The sequence below is a fragment of the Enterococcus sulfureus ATCC 49903 genome (assembly GCF_000407605.1).
Classification (GTDB): domain Bacteria; phylum Bacillota; class Bacilli; order Lactobacillales; family Enterococcaceae; genus Enterococcus_G; species Enterococcus_G sulfureus.
Genome location: NZ_ASWO01000001.1, coordinates 126610 through 146624, shown reverse-complemented (window position 1 = coordinate 146624; position 20015 = coordinate 126610). Strand labels below are relative to the sequence as shown.

Below are 20015 nucleotides of genomic sequence, written 5' to 3'. Positions count from 1 at the left end.
ATAGGATAGAAATGAGAAAAATAAGGAGATAAGAGGTGAAACGATGGAGAAAATTATTCAAGTCGACCACTTAACAAAAGCCTATGGTAGTCGATTTAACCAAAATAAAATTTTAGATAATTTATCATTTAGTGTCGAAAAAGGAGAATTCGTTGGGATCATGGGACCAAGTGGAGCTGGAAAAACGACTTTGATGAATCTACTAGCGACAATCACGTTGCCGACATTAGGGTCGATTACGATTGCAGATGAAGTCATTACCAAAATGACAGAAGATGAGCGCAGTCGCTTCCGTCGAAATAAAATCGGGTTTATTTTTCAAGATTTTAATTTGTTAGAAACACTAAATGTCCAAGATAATATCAGTCTACCTTTAGCGATCGAGCGATTAGCACCTAAAGAAATCGAAATTCGGGTAAAAGAAGTGACAAAAATGCTTGGGATCGGACATTTATTGCAACGCTATCCCAATGAATTATCGATCGGTCAAAAGCAACGTGTCGCAGCTTCACGGGCAATCGTCAAACAGCCTAAAGTCGTCTTTGCCGACGAGCCAACAGGTTCACTAGACTCTAAAGCAGCTACAGAACTATTGAATTACTTAGTCGAAATCAATGAAGCACAAGCGACAACGATTTTAATGGTCACGCACGATCCATTCACTGCAAGTTATTGTGATCGGATTTTATTTTTAAAAGATGGTGTCTTTTTTTCTGAAGTCGTTCGACGAGGAAATCGTAAAGAATTTTTTGACCAAGTCATCGATATGCAAGCAACGATCGGTGGAGGAGGGCGAATGAATGCTCGTTAAAATTTTATTACGCAGTTTTTTTAAACAATTAAAATCCTACTTTGTTTATTTTTTATGTATGTCGACTTCAGTCATGATCTTTTATTCGTTTAGTGCGATCAATTATGATCAACCATTGATCTTAAGTGTAAAGCAAGATGTGCAGATCTCAGGTTCTTTAGTGATTGGCAATATCATCGTTGCAGTGATCGTTTTGATTTTTACGTTGAGTGCCAATCGCTTTTTTTTAAATAAACGACGCAACGAGATGGGATTGTATCGCCTTTTTGGTATGCAAAAAAGACAGATCATCAGCGTGTTTTTGATTGAAACCATGTTTTTAAATCTCATCTCTTTGATTATTGGGATTTTTGAAGGAATCTTATTTTCTAAATTGTTTTCGATGATGCTAGTCAAAGCGATGGATCTAAATATTGAAAGTCGCTTTTTTATTTCACTTACGTCAGTAGTATTAACCGTTGCAGTCTTTATGATTGCCTTGATTTTGATTGTCTTACAAGATATTTTATTGATCCGACGCAATCAATTAAGTGAATTATTTCAAACTACTAAACAAGAATTGACGTTTCAAACATCGATCCACTGGACACGCTTGGTACTAGGAGTTATGGGCGTATTATGTATCGTATTAGGCTATTCTTTCTCTTTTTTATTTATTCCGTCACTCAGACGCTATATTGTAGCGACCAATGATTATACTGCAATTTTTTGGTTTCCCTTATTGATTATTCTATTATGCAGTATTGGGACCTATTTCTTTTTTGCGTATACCTTACCCGCTATTTTATTCTATTTGTCTCGATTGACAGGGATTCGTACAAATGGATTGACTAGTTTTTTACTTAGCAATACCCGCTTGCATTTGCATAAGAGTTGGAAAACCTTCTCATTTATTACGGTAGTCTTGGGCTTATCGACGTTTTTGATCGGAGGGATCCTAGGGATTTTTTCGTTGACTTATAATTTAGTCGAATTGTCTAACCCTACGACGTTTCAAGTCATCCCGCAACAAGTCAATCAATTGGAAAATTTGATTCAACAAGCAAATGGAAAAATCACCGTCAAAAAAGAATTGACGTATAAATTAACAGCTTTCCATCTGCAACAAACCAATCTATTTGATGATGATCTGTATAGTAAGGTTGAACTAGTCAACTTGATCCCGCTATCTGCTTATCAGCAATTAAATGAAATTGTAGGATATTTTCCAGAAGTTACACTAGATCATGATCAAGAAGCCGTTTATTTTTATCAAAATTATTTAGTCGATGGTCGTTTAGTGTCAACAGATCATCATGTTGAATTAGAAGATGGATCAAAATTAAAAATTAAAAAAATCTATACGGATGTTTTTGGAGAACCTCGTATGCGGTATACGAACAATTTATTGGTCGTAAGCGATGAAGTATTTTCTCATTACCAAGGATTAGAAAACAAAATCACCTATATCAATGCTACAGGATACAATAAAAGTGTCATGGAACACTTGATTTCTAGCCGTATCGATGAAACATGGAATGATCCGATATATTACACGTACTCGTATGATGAGAATGGAATCGATGGTCAGATTACAAAAGAAAAACCGATTGGTGTGACGATCGAACAAGATCTCCTCTCGATTTCTGGAGAAAAAAGTCGTCTGAATTTTAAAGATCGCTATGCAGCGGTACGCGCAGCTAGACGTACTTTGGGGCTTGAAGTCTATATTTTTGTTTTTATAGGGGTCACGATCTTGATCAGTACGGCATCATCACTTTTAGTACGACAATTTACTCTAGTCGAAACGGAACGAAAAACCTATCAATTATTGCGCAATATCGGAATCGATCAGCATATGATCCGAAAAGTGATCTACTATCGAAATGCCTTGATCCTGGGACCGATTTCGATATTGGCGACATTGCATGGGATCGTCGCGGTCCATGTTATTCGAACACTGATTCATGGTACCAATTATTGGATTGTCTATTTATTTGCGATATTAAGTGTCATCATTTACATTATCGTCTATATTGTCTGTTCATTGGTTTCGATTCGGATGACAGAAGAACAACATTAAGTCAAAAAGAGTTAAAATATTCTTAATATGCTCAAAAGTTTCCCTCATTTTTACGCTTTTGAGGCCATTAGAGTGGTAAAATGACAAAAGTTAATGATCTTACTGAAAAATCATTGAAAATTTGAATTTGAATTGAGGGACAAAGAGATGAATCAAACAATTCGTGACTTTTTTGCGAAAGACTGGGTTCGATTTGTGGGGCGAACATGCCTCTATATGTTTATCTTTGTAATGCTGATTTATTTGTATCATTATAAAAATATTCAAGGAGGCTCATTTATTTACAATGAATTCTAATATAACTAATAAAAACCGATTGTTGTACCAAGTCATCGATGAATGGGCCCAAACAGATCCAGAACGAATCGTGTATCAGCATCACGCGATGACCTATACGTACGGTCAATTAAAAACATATTCGGATCGAGTAGCAAGTTATTTAAGCAAACATTTTAAAAATCGAGAGCCAATCGTCGTCTTTGGGGGACAACAAATGGAAATGCTAGTGCTATTTTTAGCTGCTAGCAAATCAGGTCATCCTTATATACCAATTGATACGCATACGCCAAATGAACGGATCGATTTGATTTTATCCGTAGCGAATCCGACGATGATTTTTGCTGTAGATGATTGGCCGTTACACGATACGGCTTATCCGGTAGTGACAAGCGAAGAACTTTCGCTGATTTTAGAAGAAATCAGTGAGATCGATATCGCAAAGGGAATCACACGAGAAGAAGTCTATTATATTATCTTTACTTCAGGGACTACTGGGATTCCTAAAGGTGTTCAAATCAGTCACGAAAATTTATGGTCCTTTGTGGAGTGGGAATGCACACAACTGAGCATTCAATCAGGTGATCGATTTTTATCGCAAGCACCATTTTCTTTTGATCTATCGGTCATGTCAGTTTATCCAGCTTTAGTTCGCGGTGGGGCATTAGTTCCGATGGAAAAAGAAACGATCGAAGATTTCAAACAACTGTTTCAAGTTCTTCCGACGCTTCCAATCGATGTTTGGGTGTCAACGCCATCATTTATGGATATTTGTTTGATGGAACCGACTTTTGATCAGCAACATGTACCCCAGTTACGTGTCTTTTTATTTTGTGGGGAAGAGTTGACACCAGAAACTGCACGTTTATTGCTGACGCGTTTTCCAGAGGCTACGATTTATAATACGTATGGACCAACAGAGGCTACCGTAGCGATTAGCGCGGTAAAGGTCACACAAGAACTTTTAACACAATATCCTCGAGTTCCGATTGGCTATGTTAAATCAGATACTCGTGTCTTGATCATGGAAGAAGAACAAATCTGTGGAATTGACGAAAAAGGCGAAATTGTTATTGTAGGTCCGAGTGTGTCAAAAGGCTATTTAAACAATCCTGAAAAGACAGCACAAGCATTTTTCGAATATGAGGGACAACGAGCCTATAAAACGGGAGATGCGGGGTATATGACTGCAGATGGTATGTTGTGTTATGACGGACGTCTAGATTTTCAAGTGAAATTAAATGGGTATCGAATGGAATTAGAAGAAATTGATCATCATTTGATGCACGTTTCATTAGTCAAACAAGCAAGCGTAGTGCCTAAGTATAAAGAACATAAAGTACAGCAACTTGTTGCATACGTTGTAACGGAACCTCATGAATATGAGAAGGCGTTCCAATTAACCAAAGCAATCAAATCAGAACTTGCCACACAAGTGATGCCCTATATGATCCCTCAAAAATTTGTTTATGTCGATCAGCTGCCACGAACGGCCAATGGAAAAATTGATCGTAAGGCACTGATTGCTGAGGTGAATCCATTATGATCATTCCTCATATGATCCCGTATGCACAACCGTTGTATTTTTTGTATTTATTTCTTGCCTTACTTCCAGTAGGGATCAGTTTGTGGTTTGGAAAGCGACTGCGACTCTATGAAGCCTTATTGACGGTATTCTTTTTATGGATCAGCTTTGGCGGCGAATTTGCACACCAAGGCTTGGCATTGATTGGATATGTTTTTTATCAATGTGTATTAGTGGGTGGTTATTTTGCCATCAAACAAAAGAAAAATAGTACCCCGATATTTTATTTAGCGGTATGTCTGGCCATCTTGCCTTTAGCCATCACAAAAGTCGTTCCTTTTTTTACGGCAGGAAAACCTTCTATTTTAGGGTTTTTAGGTATTTCCTATCTGACTTTTCGTTCTGTACAGATGATCATGGAAACACGCGATGGATTGATCAAAGAGTATAGTTGGATCAATTATTTACGCTTTTTATTATTTTTCCCAACAATCTCTTCCGGACCGATCGATCGTTACCGTCGCTTTTTAAAAGATGAACAAACGGTCCCAGAACGAGTACAATACGTTGAGTTACTCGGTAAAGGGATTCATTCGATCATGATGGGCTTTTTATACAAATTCATTATCGGATATTATCTTGGTACAGTGTTGTTACCTATCGTTTCAGAACGTTCACTCGTAGCTGGAGGGCTTTCATGGAGTTTAGTCGGCTATATGTATGTCTATAGTCTGTATCTATTCTTTGATTTTGCCGGCTATAGTTTATTTGCGGTAGGAACGAGTTATATCATGGGGTACAATGTTCCAGTGAACTTTAATAAGCCTTTTCTGTCGCCAAATATCAAAGAGTTTTGGAATCGTTGGCACATGTCATTATCTTTTTGGTTTCGAGATTATGTTTACATGCGTCTGATGTTTACATTGATGAAAAAGAAAGTCTTTAAAAGCCGTATCGTATCCTCAAACGTCGGATATTTTGCTTTATTCTTATTGATGGGCGTGTGGCATGGCTTGACTTGGTATTATCTACTTTATGGCGTGTACCATGCAGCTTGGATTTGTTTAAATGATGCTTGGATCCGCTACAAAAAGAAACACAAAAACTTACCTTCGAATCGTTTAACGTATTTGTTAGCGATTTTCCTAACCTTTAATGGTGTTTGTATAAGCTTCCTGATTTTCTCAGGATTTTTAGATACATTATTCTTTAAATAATAAATAGAAAAGAGTGACCGAACATGGAAGAAACAGTGTTAGCGATTTTAGAAGAATTAACTGGAACAGACGAAGTACGTGAAGATTTAGATTTAGCTTTATTTGATGAAGGATTATTGGATTCATTAGGGAGTGTCCAATTGTTGGTTGAATTGGAAGGACAATTAGATGTACAAGTTCCAGTATCTGAATTTGAACGTGAAGCTTGGGCGACGCCACGCAAAATTATCGAACAAGTTCAAATGTTAAAAGGCGAATGAAAAAGCAACTGTGGATGATTTTTGGTCCAATTTTTTGTGCGATCGTAGCCATTGCGATTTTATTCCTATCACCATTTTTTACTCGTACACAAAACGATACGGTGTGGAAAGAAGCCTCTAGTTCGATGGCAGCAAATGTCTTGCGTGGCAATAGTATAAAAAATGCTGCGATTGGTTCAGGAGAGTATATTCCTTTTTTCGGTTCTTCTGAATTAAGTCGAATCGATTCTTTTCATCCTTCTGCATTAGCAAAAGCTTATGATCGAGGATATACGCCATTTCTACTTGGTGCACCAGGAACGCAATCCTTGACGCAATTTATGATGATCCAATCGATGAAAGACGAGTTAAAAGGAAAACCAGTCGTCTTTATTATTTCACCTCAGTGGTTTGTACGCGATGGGATGAAAGACGATTATTTCAATGCGTATTTTTCTGAGCTTCAAGCCTATGAATGGGCACTTTCGCTAACAAACGTGACACCTAGTGATCGTTATGTGGCGACGAGATTATTGTCTTATGCAAAAGTGCAGAAAAATCAAGCTTTTATGAATAGTTTAGCTCAAATTGAGCAAGGAAAACTCCCTTCTGGTTTTTCAAGAACGCGTTTAGCGCTAGAAACCCGTATATTAAGTCGAGAAGATCAATTGTTCAGTCGTTTTGGCTTATTGTCTAAACAAAAGAAAATCGATCAAGCCGCACAAAAATTACCAAAAACCTATGATTATCATGAGCTAGAAAAATTAGCTACGAAGCAAGGACAAAAAAGTACATCAAACAATACATTTGAAATCGACAATCAATTTTACCAACAGCGAGTGAAAAAAAATCTTAAACGATTAAAAGGTTCTCAAAAAGGATACAATTATTTAAGTTCACCAGAATATGGTGATTTTCAGTTGGTATTGAATCAGTTGGCTGAAATTCAAGCAAAACCATTGTTTATCATCCCACCTGTCAACGAGAAGTGGCAAGCCTATACAGGGTTGTCGCCTAAAATGTTGAATGGATTTAGTAAAAAAATCAATTATCAGTTAAAAGAGCAAGGATTTGAGCATGTAGTTGATTTTACACAAGAAGCAAGGATTCCTTATTTTATGGCCGATACCATTCACTTAGGTTGGCGAGGTTGGTTAGAGTCCGATCGCTATATTGAGCCGTTTTTAACAAATCCTCAACAAGAAGCAACGTATCATTTATCAGATGAATTTTATTCGAATGACTGGCAAAAACTCAAACCAGAGCGTTTGCCTGATCCAACAAAGAAGCAGTAGAATCTTTAGATTCTATTGCTTCTTTCCTTTTGTAATTGCAAACTTTTCGGTATAATAAAACACAAATCAAGAAATTGATCACACATCGATGGATGTATAGATAGGAGAGCGACACACGTGGAAAAAAAAGAAGAACAACTACTGATCGACCTAACCTCAGCTCGAGGCGTACCAGGAAATGAAGAAGAAGTTCGCGAAATCTTTAAAGAGTATGCGAAAGAATTTGCAGAAGATATTTTCTTTGATAATTTAGGAAGTGTGATCGCCAAACACACTGGTGAAGGAAATGGACCGAAAATTTTTATTTCAGGTCATATGGATGAAGTCGGCTTTATGGTAACAAAAATTACTGAAAAAGGATTTATCGAATTTCAAACATTAGGCGGTTGGTGGAATCAAGTAATGCTTGCTCAACAAGTCGAGATTAAAACACGTGAAGGAAAATTGATTCACGGAGTAATCGGTTCAAAACCACCGCATGTCTTAACGCCAGAAGCACGTTCAAAACCATACGATATCAAAGAGATGTTTATTGATATCGGTGCGAGTTCTAAAGAAGAAGCACAGGAATGGGGAATTCGACCTGGGGATATGATCACGCCTTATATCGAATACAAACGCTTGAACGACAGCAAATTTTTATTGGCAAAAGCATGGGACAACCGTGTTGGAACAGCCGTATCGTTACGTGTATTGGAGAATCTTGCACATGAAGGTCATCCAAACTGTTTATTTGCTGGAAGTGACGTTATGGAGGAAGTCGGATTACGCGGTGCACGAACAAGTACGCATATCGTAAATCCTGATATCGCGATTGCTCTTGATACAGGAACAGCAGGAGATACACCAGGGATGACACCAAAAGAAGCTGATTCAGAATTAGGCAAAGGCCCACAAGTTTTGATTTTCGATGCCTCAATGATCCCACATAAAAAATTATTGAATTTTGTAACAGATACCGCAGAAGATCTTGGCATCCCATTCCAATACACAGTAATCACAGGTGGTGGAACAGATGCAGGACAAATGCATTTGACACGTGATGGAGTCCCTTCGATTGCCATTACGGTACCGGTCCGCTATTTACATTCACATACATCGGTTATTCATGAAGATGATTATTTAAATACGGTTCGTTTAGTGACTGAAGTGGTTCGTCGTTTAGATGATGAAACAGTAAAAGAAATCCGTAGCTATTAAACACCATAAAAAAATCGTTGTTTTAAGAAGTGGAGGGTGAAGGATGAAATTAACTGTACTTGGATGTCTTGGTGCATATCCATACCAAGGAGAGGGAACAACAGGCTTTTTAATTCAGTCTGAAGGCTTTAACTTATTATTAGATGCTGGAAGTACGACGCTAGTGGAGTTAGAAAAGCATCTAGATCCTTTAGAATTGGATGCTGTCATTTTAAGTCATTACCATCATGATCATATTGCGGATTTAGGTGTGTTGCAATATTATTGGCAATTGTCACCCATGCGCGATCCCAAGAAAATCTTACCAATTTATGGTCATGGTGAAGATACGCGACATTTTGCTGATTTGACGCTTGAACAAGTGAGTCAAGGATACGATTATCTGGCGAATGAAGGGCTGGAATTAGGTCCTTTTCATATTACGTTCATGAAGACGATCCATCCAGTGACGTGTTATGCGATGCGAATTGAAGAAACTACGACAAAAAAAGTTTTAGTGTTTACTGGAGACTCTGGGTATTTAGAGACGTTTGCTTCATTTGCTCATCAGGCGGATCTTTTTTTAGCAGATACGTATTTATTTAAAGGAAATGAACGTCACCATGCTCATTTTACAGCACCAGAAGCCGGTGAACTGGCTAAGCGTGCACAGGTCAAACGACTTGTGTTAACCCATTTGCCACAATTTGGTGAATTATCAGAATTACAAGCTCAAGCACAAGAAACTGCTGAAACCATTCCGGTGGACGTAGCAGCTGTGGGGAAAGTGTTTACTATTTAGGGGGAAAAACCATGATTTTTGTACCAAATGATTTACGTGATCCACGTTTAAATTTAGCCATTGAAACATTCTTACTGCAAGAAATGCAAACAGACGAACCGATCTTGTTGTTTTATATTAATGAGCCGTCGATCATTATTGGCCGTAACCAAAATACTATTGCGGAAATCAATCAGCATTATGTGGACGAACACAACATTCATGTCGTACGTCGTTTTAGTGGTGGTGGGGCAGTGTACCACGATGAAGGGAATCTTAACTTTAGTTTTATCATGCCTGATGACGGCCAGTCGTTTCGTGATTTTGAAAAATTGACGAAACCGATCGTACAAGCCTTACACGAATTAGGAGTAGAAGGCGCGCAATTAAAAGGCCGTAATGACCTTGTGATCAATGACCAGAAATTTTCTGGTAATGCGATGTATGCTACTAATGGACGGATGTTTGCTCATGGTACGATCATGTTTGATAGTGATATCAATGAAGTGGTCAATGCTTTGAAAGTACGTAAAGATAAAATCGAATCAAAAGGAATCAAATCGATTCGTTCACGTGTCACGAATATCAAACCATTTTTACCAAAAGACAAACAAGAGATGACCACGGAAGAATTTAGCGAAGAAATTTTGCTGAAAGTCTTTGGTGTTGAGGATCTTGCTAAAATCCAAACGTATACATTGACTGAATCTGATTGGGAAAAAGTTCATGAGATTTCAAAAAATTATTATGCAAATTGGGATTGGAATTATGGTAAATCTCCAGAATTTGATATTGAACGCACAAAACGTTTTCCAATCGGTTCGATCGATATCCATTTTAATGTCACTGAAGGAAAAATCACCGCAATGAAAATTTATGGAGATTTCTTTGGACTAGGGGATATCAAAGAAGTGGAAGATCAATTTATCGGTGTCAAATATGAAAAAGAAGCCTTAAAGCAAGTGGTAGATCAACTGGATGTCAAAAAATATTTTGGGAATATTGACGCACAAGAATTATTTGAGTTGATTTATTAAGATGAAAAAAGAGGGGGTGACAGATTTCTGTCATCCCCTCTTTTTGATTAATACGCGCGTGCGATCCAAACCGTATGTTTAGCAGACGATCCATTGACAAGGTCGACCGTTTTTTCAACAGGAACATCAAATGGAATGTTACGTGTAGTAAAGCCAGTTTCTTCTTTGATCTTGGCTTCGGTTTCTTCGCTACCATCCCAACCGATCAAGACAAATCCAGTTGGGCGATTTTCTTGTTTGCATGTTTCGATATGGGCTTTTAATTCATCCAAGGTCTCGATTGACGTGTATTCATTTTCTTGATTACGTTTTCTAGCGTTCTCAAGTAGACGTGTAGGCATTTTTTCAAGTTCAGTCGCAATATAAGCATCTAACTCGTCAAATGATACGGCGACTTTTCCATCGATATCACGGATTTTTGTCATCACGTGACCGTTTTCTAGATCACGAGGACCGCATTCGATCCGGATACAAGCACCTTTTAATTCCCATTCGTGGAATTTGTAACCAGGTGAGTTATCGGTATCGTCTAAACGTACGCGATATCCTTGTGCTTTAAAGTGTGCATATAAGGCGTCAAGTTTTTCCATGATCGCTGGATTTTTCTTCCAAGGTCCAACTGGCATCATCACGATTTGTGTTGGTGCTACAGTTGGTGGGAAAACTAGTCCATTTTCATCTCCATGGGTCATGATCAATGAACCTAAAAGACGAGTTGATACACCCCAAGAAGTCGTATGTGTCGGTACATGTTTATTTTCTTTATTTAAATAATTGATTTCAAATGCTTCAGCAAATTTTGTTCCCATGTAGTGAGAAGTACCTGCTTGAACGGCTTTTCCATCTTTCATCATGGCTTCGATCGAATACGTGTCGACTGCACCTGCAAAACGCTCAGATGGTGTTTTCTGTCCTTTGTACACAGGAATCGCTAAAAATTCTTCACAAAGACGTGCGTATTCATCTAATACACGCATCGTACGACGACGAGCATCCTCTTCGTCCGCATGGGCCGTATGACCTTCTTGCCATAAGAATTCTGACGTGCGTAAGAAAGGTAGGGTTTTTTTCTCCCAACGAAAAACGTTGGCCCATTGATTGATTTCATAAGGTAGATCACGATACGAATTGATCCAATCTGAAAAAGCGGAACCGATCATGGTTTCAGACGTTGGACGTAGGGCTAAAGGCTCTTCTAATTTTTCATCTCCAACTTCAGTGACCCAAGGAAGCTCTGGGGCGAATCCTTCGATATGATCCGCTTCTTTCATGAAAAAGCTTTTTGGAATCAACATTGGAAAATACGCATTACGAATGCCTTCTGCTTTTAAAAAGCGGTTAAATTCTTCTTGGATGTGTTCCCATAATTCAAAACCATCGGGACGGAAGATGATCGATCCACGGACTGGTGAATACGACATTAATTCTGCTTGTTGAACGGTTTGTAGATACCATTGGGTAAAATCATTTGTTTGTTCTGACATAGTCAAACTCCTTTAATAAATTCATTTTGGACACAAAAAAAGCCTTCCATCCCAAAAAGGACGAAATGCTTGGACATGTTCGCGGTACCACCTTTGTTGATCGAGTGAATCGATCCTGCTTAAAAGACGATAAGGCATCCACGCCGACCAGATTAGTGATCTTCTCATTGGTAGGTTCGCTTATGTCAGTGGTATCGAAGTTTCAGCCTAGCTCCGACTCTCTAAAACATCTACATAAGGTACTAATCCAAATCCTGTTTCTAGACTAATCAATGTTGAAAAAAAAAGCAAGAGTTTTGTGAGAAAAATTCTTGTTCGTTTGCGCCTTTTATAAAAAATTCGTATAATATGACGAGAAACCATAAAGGAGATTCAATATGCGCAATGAAATGATGCACCGACCAGTCGTCAAAGAAGAACTGGTTCAGTATTTACGTACCGCCCAAAAACCTTTACCAGGTGAACTGGGAGCGATTGAAAAAGAAGCGAATGAACAGGAAATTCCGATTATTCCACATGAAACGGTCATGTTTTTACAATTTTTATTAGGGCAAATCCAGCCTAAACAAATTTTAGAAATTGGAGCTGCAATTGGGTTTTCTTCTAGTTTGATGGCTCAATTTGTCGGAGAAGAAGGTCATGTAACGACCATCGACCGATTTGATGTCATGATTAAAAAAGCAAAAAAAACATATGAGCGTCTAGGATTAGAAGATAAGGTTACCTTGCTTGAAGGGCAGGCTTCTGATATTTTGCCGACATTGACAGGTCCCTACGATATTATTTTTATGGATAGTGCTAAATCAAAATATATTGAATTTTTACCTGAATGTATGCGATTGTTAAAAAAAGGTGGCGCTTTGATCGTAGATGATATCTTCCAAGGAGGAACAGTACTTGATCCAATCGAAGAAATTCCACGCAATCGTCGTACGATTTACCGCAAGTTGAATCGCTTCTTAAAAGAAATCAACGAACACCCGGATCTAACGACTTCGCTTGTACCACTAGGAGATGGAATCGCCTTGATCAGAAAAGAAGCGGATGTTGTCGAATTTGATTTAAGTGATTTGTTTCCTGCAGAGCAATAAAAAGAAAGGGCGATGAGGATGTCTCGAAAAAGATGGATTCGTTTTACTAGTGTTGTTATGGTGTTGGGTAGTTTGGGTCTCATGTCACTATCTGAAAGACTAGAAGCCGCAACCTTGCGTCCGATTTTTCGTCAGCAGCAAACGCCTATTACGCTAACAAAGCAGCCGTTGATTATGGTGCCTGGAACTGGTGGAACGATTGATCGGTTTGATGGACTTATCCAAACATTACAACAAACGACAGATAGTTCAGTGATCAAAGTACAGGTCAATACGGATGAAACCGTGACGACGTCAGGAAAATTGAGGGCAAATACTCAGCCGCTCATTGTGATTGCATTTGAAGATCCTAGCGATCGAGCATTGCCACTTCAAGGCAAATGGTATCAAATTGGTTTAGCGTATTTGAAAAAGCAATACAGTTTTGACACGTATACTTTTTTGGGGCATTCAAACGGTGGATTAGTGTTGACTCAATATTTAGAAGATCAATATACGACAGCCGATCCTAAATTAGTTCGTGCGATGACCCTTGGCACACCATTTAATGATATGGACGACCGATATAATGCAAATCAAATTACGTTTGATACGCCGCAAGAATATAGTGCACAACTGACAAATTATTTAGCCAATCAAACTCGGATTCCAGAACTTGATTTCTTAAATGTCATTGGAGATACAGGAGAAGCGACGGATGATGTGGTCGAAATGACAAGCGTCTTAGCGGGTCGTTTACTTTACCAAGACCGAGGAGATTATCAGGAAAAAATCATTACGAGCGATGCGCAACATAGTGCACTCGTTGAAAATCTAGAAGTAGTTGATTTGATCCATCATTTTTTATGGCAAGAAAATAAATAACAAAAAGCATTGACATTCAGCAAGCACTTGCCTATAATAATCTTTGTTGCTGATTTGTCATAGTAGCTCAGCCGGATAGAGCATCCGCCTTCTAAGCGGACGGTCGGGGGTTCGAATCCCTCCTGTGACGCTTTTGACCTCTAGAATAGTCTAGAGGTTTTTTTGTTATCTTTTAGTGGACGAAACAAAAGAAACGAAGTTGTTTACGAAACAAACGCTTCTTTTTTTTGTTATAAATAGAAAAAATATTCAGAAAATTTAGAAAAAGTGGTTGACTTCTTTTTTAAATATCGGTATTCTCAAATACAAGAAAGACATTTAAAGGAGCGGATTAAGATGAACTCTACTAAACAAACGTTGACTTTTCTAAACTTATTATTATTATGACACAGGATTCTTCGACGCAGTATTTGAAGAGTCCTATTCACATTGCATGAAGGAAAACCTTTGTGGAATGTTTTTTTTTATACCCAAATTCAATAAAAAAGGAGCGAAAACAGATGAGAAAAATCGAATTTTTTGACACTACACTACGCGATGGTGAGCAAACTCCAGGCGTTCATTTTAATAAAAAGGAAAAGGTCCAACTGGCGTTACAATTAGAAAATTGGGGGATCGATACGATCGAAGCGGGATTTCCGATTGCGTCTCAAGGAGATTTTGAAGCGGTACAGGCCATTGCTAGAGCGATAAAAAAGACAACGGTCGCTGCATTAGCACGTTGCCAAAAACCAGATATCGACCGCGCGTACGAAGCATTAGAAGACGCGGTATCTCCACAAATTCATATTTTCTTAGCGACAAGTCCGATTCATCGTCGAGATAAATTGAAGCTGTCAAAAGCAGAAATCTTGCGTTCGATTCATGATCATGTGACGTATGCACGCTCCTTATTTGAAATTGTCCAATTCTCACCAGAAGATGCTTCACGTACTGAAAAAGACTTTTTGCTTGAAGCTGTCCAAACAGCGATCGATGCGGGTGCGACGATTATCAATATTCCAGATACCGTAGGATTTTCTACACCGACAGAATACGGTGAACTCTTTCGCTATTTAATCGAACATATCCATAGTCCACACCCTATTACGTTTTCTTCCCATTGTCATGATGATTTAGGGATGGCTACAGCAAATGCTTTAGCTGCTATTGAAAATGGAGCAAATCGTGTGGAAGGAACGGTTAATGGGATTGGCGAACGTGCCGGCAATACAGCGCTAGAAGAAGTCGCAGTTGCGTTATATATTCGTAAAGATTTTTATCAATGTGCATCCAATATCACCTTGGCAGAAACAAAAAATACGAGTGATTTAGTCTCTCGTTTATCTGGATTGCATGTGCCAAAAAATAAAGCGATTATCGGTGGAAACGCATATGCTCATGAATCAGGGATCCATCAAGACGGCGTTTTAAAAAATCCGGAGACTTATGAAATTATTACACCGCAATTAGTGGGTGTAGCTACAAATTCACTCCCACTTGGTAAACTTTCGGGCAAACATGCATTTAGTGAAAAAATAAAAGCATTAGGCTATACGAAATCAAAAGAAGAACTACAAGAGCTGTTTATCCAGTTTAAAGCGTTAGCCGATAAGAAAAATCAATTAAGTGATTATGACTTGCATGCATTGGTGAGTGAACAGATACATCAAGAAGAGCAAGAAGCCCAATTGACTCGTCTACAAGTCCAATATGTTTCAGATGGCTATCAATGTGCTGTGATCGAAGTCACAGTAGCTGATGAATTGAAAGTCGCTTCAGCTGTTGGAGATGGAAGTATTCAAGCCATTTATCATGCGATCGATCAAGTGTTTGATCAAGAACCGCTCCTAACGGAATACACGATCACCTCTCTTACAGAAGGTGAAGACGCTCAGGCGCAAGTTCACGTGGCTTTGATGAACAAACAAAATCAAGTATTTAGTGGCAATGGCCTCGATTTCGATGTGCTCCATGCCTCGGCTAAAGCTTATGTACAAGCGAGCATCAAATTTTCTCAAATGGAGGTTACTGTATGAAAGTCGTAACATTAGCTGGTGATGGCATTGGCCCAGAGATCATGCAACAAGCCATTCGTGTTTTAGAGTATATCGTAGACACACATGGACTTTCACTTACACATCATGCGTATGCGTTTGGTGGAGCTGCAATTGAGGCAAAAGGCATGCCGTTACCAAAAGAGACATTACAGGCTTGTCAAGAAGCCGATGCGGTTTTACTAGCGGCCATTGGAGGGCCAAAGTGGCAAGATGCAACACAAACACCAGAACAAGGGTTATTGGCTTTACGTAAATCTTTGTCGTTATTTGCGAATATTCGTCCTGTTAAAGTTAGTGAACAATTGGTTGATTTTTCACCGTTAAAAGCAAGTATTGTCAAAGGAACCGATCTCGTCGTAGTACGAGAATTGACCAGTGGGGTTTATTTTGGCACACCGAGCTATCAAAAAGAGCAAGAAGCTGTCGATACGAATTATTATCATGTAGATGAAATCAAACGCATCGTGCGCTATGCATTTGAATTAGCTAAAATACGCCGTCAAAAAGTTTGTGCGGTAGATAAAGCCAATGTACTCGCTACAAGTCGTCTGTGGCGCAAGGTAGTCGCAGAGATCGCGCTAGAGTATCCAGAATGTGAGGTTACGTATCAATATGTCGATTCTGCTGCAATGGAAGTCATTAAAAATCCGACTCGTTTTGATGTAATCGTCACTGAAAATTTATTTGGGGATATCTTGAGCGATGAAACCTCGGTCCTTCCTGGATCACTTGGTGTATTACCTAGTGCAAGCCATGGGACAGGTGTGTCATTATATGAACCGATTCACGGATCTGCGCCCGATATTGCGGGACTCAATCAAGCCAATCCGATTTCTATGATTTTGTCCGTGGCGATGATGTTGCGTGAAAGTTTTGGACAACAGGAGATCGCAACACGTTTAGAATATGCCTGTGACCAAGCACTCGCGACTTGTCGTACACCAGATCTTGCAGGAAAAGCAACGACTACAGAAGTTACAGATGCTGTACTTGCAGCGTATAAAAAGGAGAATGTTTATGCAAACACTATTTGATAAAGTCTGGCAACAACATGTAATAGCAGGAGAAGCAAACGAAGCGCAATTGCTATATATTGATCTACAGTTGATCCATGAAGTGACTTCACCACAAGCTTTTGAAGGCTTGCGCCAAGCAAAGCGAACCGTTCGTTGTCCAGAAAAAACTTTTGGGACAATGGATCACAATGTACCTACAAAAGATATCCATACCATCACCGATCTAGTTTCTAAAAAACAGATGGACACCTTACGTCAAAATTGCGAAGAGTTTCAAATTGCGTTGTGTGATAATGGATCCAAACATCAAGGAATCGTGCATATGGTTGGTCCTGAACTAGGGCTGACACAACCTGGAAAAACGATTGTTTGTGGAGATTCCCACACGGCGACTCATGGAGCGTTTGGAGCCATAGCATTTGGGATCGGCACAAGTGAAGTCGAGCATGTATTGGCCACACAAACCTTATGGCAAAAGAAACCCAAAACCATGGGGATTGAAATTACCGGTCAATTGCAACCAGGTGTGTATGCAAAAGACATTATCTTAGCCTTGATCGCAACACTGGGTGTGGATTTTGGTGTGGGGTATGCGGTTGAATTTTTTGGTGAAACAATCGAAAAGTTAACGATGGAAGAACGGATGACGATTTGTAATATGTCGATTGAAGGGGGCGCAAAAATGGGCATGATCGCACCTGACGAAACAACGTTTACGTATTTAAAAAATCGTCCTTATGCACCTGAGTCATTTGATCGCGCGTGTGAGGGATGGCGCAAATTGTATACCGATGATAAAAGTTGCTATGATGAGATACGTTCATTGGATGTTTCAACGCTTTCACCTTACATTACTTGGGGAACAAACCCTGAGATGGGCGTTTCAATCGAGGAAGCATTTCCTGAAATCGCGGATCATAACGATCAAATGGCCTACGACTATATGGAGCTAAAACCTGGACAACACGCACAAGATATCCCGATCGAATACGTATTTATCGGTTCATGTACAAATGGTCGCTTATCTGATTTACAAGAAGCCGCACGCATTGTCGAAGGCAAAACGATTGATGAACGAGTGACGGGGATCATAGTACCTGGCTCACGTCCAGTACGTAAAGCAGCTGAAGCATTAGGATTGGATAAGATTTTCATTGATGCAGGATTTGAATGGCGTGAACCCGGATGTTCAATGTGTCTTGGTATGAATCCAGATAAGGTGCCAGAATTCGTCCATTGTGCTTCGACATCAAATCGTAATTTCGTTGGGCGTCAAGGGAAAAATGCGCGGACCCATCTTTGTAGTCCAGCCATGGCGGCAGCTGCGGCTCTTCATGGTCATTTTATCGATATCAGACCTCTTATAAAGGAGCGTGCATAATATGGAAGCCATTAACATTTTGACGAGTCAAGCGGTCCCGTTGTTAAATGATAATATCGACACGGATCAATTGATTCCAAAAACCTATTTGAAACGAATCGAAAAAACAGGGTTCGGAGAGTTTTTATTTGATGATTGGCGCTATTTACGTGATCGCACGCCAAATCCAGAATTTATTTTAAATGATCCAGTATATAAAAAAGCGCAGATTTTGGTTACTGGAGACAATTTTGGTTCAGGATCTTCTCGTGAGCATGCAGCGTGGGCACTACTCGATTATGGGTTTAAAGTAATCATAGCAGGTAGTTTTAGTGATATTTTCTACATGAATGCAACTAAAAATGGTGTGTTGCCAATCGTGCTTGACAAACAAGTACGACAAGAACTAGTCAGCGATCCGACAAAAGAGGTCACGGTCGATTTAGATGCGCAAACGGTGACGTACAATGGAAATTCGTATACATTTGATATCGATCCAACCTGGAAACATAAATTAATCAATGGATTAGATGAAATCGCGATTACCCTACAATATGAAAATGAAATTGCAGCGTATGAAAAAAAACAGCAAATTTAACAAGTTATTCTTGACTAAGTGGATGAGATTTGATAGATTAGTATTGTTGTAATTGTGGACTCCACAGCTACAACCGCACAGAACAAGTTCATAAGTATCGCAAGATCACTTGGGATGGCGAGTCTAAGTCTAAAAGAAGGAGGTGCTGTATAGCATGTACGCAATTATCAAAACTGGTGGTAAACAAATCAAAGTTGAAGTTGGTCAAGCAATCTACGTTGAAAAATTAGACGTTGAAGCTGGACAAAAAGTAACATTTGACGAGGTTATTTTAGTTGGTGGTGAATCAACTAAAGTAGGTGCTCCGACTGTTGCTGGAGCAACTGTTGAAGGAACTGTAGAAAAACACGGCAAACAAAAGAAAGTCGTAACTTTCAAATACAAACCTAAAAAACATTCTCACACTAAACAAGGTCATCGTCAACCATATACAAAAGTGGTTATCGAAGCGATCAACGCATAATTAATCAAAAAGTAGGGTACGAGTTATGATCAAAGGAACATTCAATCGCGACGCTTCTGGCCGCATTGTAGCATTTGAATTATCAGGTCACGCAAATGCGGGAGAATACGGAATGGACATCGTATGTGCCGCAGTTTCTGCATTATCGATCAGTACGGTCAATGGAATCGAAGCTCTAGCGGGCTTTGAACCGATCGTAACAGTCGATAACGAAGAAGGTGGCTATTTAGCGATGGAATTGCCGTTTTCTAAAAATCAGGAGCAAACCAACATTGCGCAAATTTTATTAGAAAATTTGTTGCTTGGTTTACAAGCAGTTCAAAATGAGAATAGCGAATCTATCCAAATCGAAACAAAAGTAATCAAATAGGAGGTGCATTCCATGTTATTGAATATGAATTTACAATTATTCGCCCACAAAAAAGGTGGAGGTTCTACTTCCAACGGACGTGACTCTCAATCAAAACGTTTAGGTGCTAAACGTGCTGACGGACAAACAGTTAGTGGTGGATCAATTTTATACCGCCAACGCGGAACTAAAATCTATCCAGGCGTTAACGTAGGTATCGGTGGCGATGATACGTTATTTGCTAAAGTTGACGGTGTGGTACGTTTCGAACGTAAAGGCCGCGACAAAAAACAAGTTTCTGTCTACCCAGTAGCTCAAGAAGCATAATC

At 39.1% G+C, this 20015-nt stretch carries 20 protein-coding genes, 1 tRNA gene and 1 other annotated feature; of the genes, 20 read left to right on the top strand and 1 reads right to left on the bottom strand.

Going from position 1 to position 20015, the window contains the following annotated elements:
• Positions 1-43: 43 nt before the first annotated feature.
• The 10 genes from I573_RS00710 (at position 44) to lplA (ending at position 10422) form a co-directional block, all read left to right on the top strand.
• Positions 44-811, top strand: a complete 768-nt coding sequence (locus tag I573_RS00710) for an ABC transporter ATP-binding protein (protein ID WP_016184636.1) — start codon at positions 44-46, stop codon at positions 809-811.
• Positions 801-2873, top strand: a complete 2073-nt coding sequence (locus I573_RS00705; RefSeq protein WP_016184635.1) for an FtsX-like permease family protein — start codon at positions 801-803, stop codon at positions 2871-2873. Before I573_RS00710 ends, I573_RS00705 begins: the two co-directional genes overlap by 11 nt.
• A 147-nt stretch (positions 2874-3020) precedes the next feature.
• A complete protein-coding gene (locus I573_RS11300) occupies positions 3021-3170 on the top strand; it encodes a teichoic acid D-Ala incorporation-associated protein DltX (RefSeq protein WP_016184634.1) in 150 nt (49 codons plus the stop codon).
• On the top strand, positions 3160-4695 hold the full coding sequence (gene dltA / locus I573_RS00700; RefSeq protein WP_016184633.1) for a D-alanine--poly(phosphoribitol) ligase subunit DltA: 1536 nt from the start codon (positions 3160-3162) through the stop codon (positions 4693-4695). The genes I573_RS11300 and dltA overlap by 11 nt, the downstream gene beginning before the upstream one ends.
• On the top strand, positions 4692-5891 hold the full coding sequence (gene dltB / locus I573_RS00695; RefSeq protein WP_016184632.1) for a D-alanyl-lipoteichoic acid biosynthesis protein DltB: 1200 nt from the start codon (positions 4692-4694) through the stop codon (positions 5889-5891). Before dltA ends, dltB begins: the two co-directional genes overlap by 4 nt.
• A gap of 23 nt (positions 5892-5914) precedes the next feature.
• A complete protein-coding gene (gene dltC, locus I573_RS00690) occupies positions 5915-6151 on the top strand; it encodes a D-alanine--poly(phosphoribitol) ligase subunit DltC (protein WP_016184631.1) in 237 nt (78 codons plus the stop codon).
• Positions 6148-7425 (top strand): D-alanyl-lipoteichoic acid biosynthesis protein DltD, encoded by a 1278-nt coding sequence (dltD, locus tag I573_RS00685; RefSeq protein WP_016184630.1) that lies wholly within the window; start codon positions 6148-6150, stop codon positions 7423-7425. The genes dltC and dltD overlap by 4 nt, the downstream gene beginning before the upstream one ends.
• Before the next feature lie 117 nt (positions 7426-7542).
• Positions 7543-8625 (top strand): M42 family metallopeptidase, encoded by a 1083-nt coding sequence (locus I573_RS00680; protein ID WP_016184629.1) that lies wholly within the window; start codon positions 7543-7545, stop codon positions 8623-8625.
• A 43-nt stretch (positions 8626-8668) separates the two neighbouring features.
• On the top strand, positions 8669-9406 hold the full coding sequence (locus I573_RS00675) for an MBL fold metallo-hydrolase (protein WP_016184628.1): 738 nt from the start codon (positions 8669-8671) through the stop codon (positions 9404-9406).
• A gap of 11 nt (positions 9407-9417) precedes the next feature.
• On the top strand, positions 9418-10422 hold the full coding sequence (gene lplA, locus I573_RS00670) for a lipoate--protein ligase (RefSeq protein ID WP_016184627.1): 1005 nt from the start codon (positions 9418-9420) through the stop codon (positions 10420-10422).
• 47 nt (positions 10423-10469) lie between these two features.
• Here the strand turns inward: lplA and proS are convergent, their stop codons facing one another.
• Positions 10470-11906, bottom strand: coding sequence for a proline--tRNA ligase (proS, locus tag I573_RS00665; protein WP_016184626.1), 1437 nt, complete (start codon positions 11904-11906; stop codon positions 10470-10472).
• Between the two features lie 377 nt (positions 11907-12283).
• Here proS and I573_RS00660 point away from each other — a divergent pair, with 377 nt between their 5' ends.
• The 10 genes from I573_RS00660 (at position 12284) to rpmA (ending at position 20013) form a co-directional block, all read left to right on the top strand.
• Positions 12284-12997, top strand: a complete 714-nt coding sequence (locus I573_RS00660; protein ID WP_016184625.1) for an O-methyltransferase — start codon at positions 12284-12286, stop codon at positions 12995-12997.
• A gap of 18 nt (positions 12998-13015) precedes the next feature.
• A complete protein-coding gene (locus I573_RS00655; RefSeq protein WP_016184624.1) occupies positions 13016-13861 on the top strand; it encodes an alpha/beta hydrolase in 846 nt (281 codons plus the stop codon).
• 56 nt (positions 13862-13917) lie between these two features.
• Positions 13918-13991 (top strand) — tRNA-Arg (locus I573_RS00650).
• A 370-nt stretch (positions 13992-14361) separates the two neighbouring features.
• Entirely contained in the window at positions 14362-15879 is a 1518-nt protein-coding gene (locus I573_RS00645) for a 2-isopropylmalate synthase (RefSeq protein ID WP_016184623.1), read from the top strand.
• Complete coding sequence (gene leuB / locus I573_RS00640; protein ID WP_016184622.1) at positions 15876-16934, top strand: 3-isopropylmalate dehydrogenase; 1059 nt, start codon at positions 15876-15878, stop codon at positions 16932-16934. The genes I573_RS00645 and leuB overlap by 4 nt, the downstream gene beginning before the upstream one ends.
• The gene (gene leuC, locus I573_RS00635; RefSeq protein WP_016184621.1) at positions 16918-18297 is read left to right on the top strand and encodes a 3-isopropylmalate dehydratase large subunit; all 1380 of its coding nucleotides are present in this window, start codon (positions 16918-16920) and stop codon (positions 18295-18297) included. Before leuB ends, leuC begins: the two co-directional genes overlap by 17 nt.
• A gap of 1 nt (position 18298) precedes the next feature.
• Positions 18299-18874 (top strand): 3-isopropylmalate dehydratase small subunit, encoded by a 576-nt coding sequence (gene leuD / locus I573_RS00630; protein WP_016184620.1) that lies wholly within the window; start codon positions 18299-18301, stop codon positions 18872-18874.
• A 61-nt stretch (positions 18875-18935) separates the two neighbouring features.
• Positions 18936-19009 (top strand) — a sequence feature (ribosomal protein L21 leader region).
• A 19-nt stretch (positions 19010-19028) separates the two neighbouring features.
• On the top strand, positions 19029-19337 hold the full coding sequence (gene rplU / locus I573_RS00625; protein ID WP_016184619.1) for a 50S ribosomal protein L21: 309 nt from the start codon (positions 19029-19031) through the stop codon (positions 19335-19337).
• 25 nt (positions 19338-19362) lie between these two features.
• Positions 19363-19707, top strand: coding sequence for a ribosomal-processing cysteine protease Prp (locus I573_RS00620; protein ID WP_016184618.1), 345 nt, complete (start codon positions 19363-19365; stop codon positions 19705-19707).
• A gap of 12 nt (positions 19708-19719) precedes the next feature.
• Positions 19720-20013 carry a 50S ribosomal protein L27 gene (gene rpmA / locus I573_RS00615; protein ID WP_016184617.1) on the top strand — a complete coding sequence of 98 codons (294 nt, stop codon included), beginning with the start codon at positions 19720-19722 and terminating at the stop codon, positions 20011-20013.
• Positions 20014-20015: the final 2 nt, after the last annotated feature.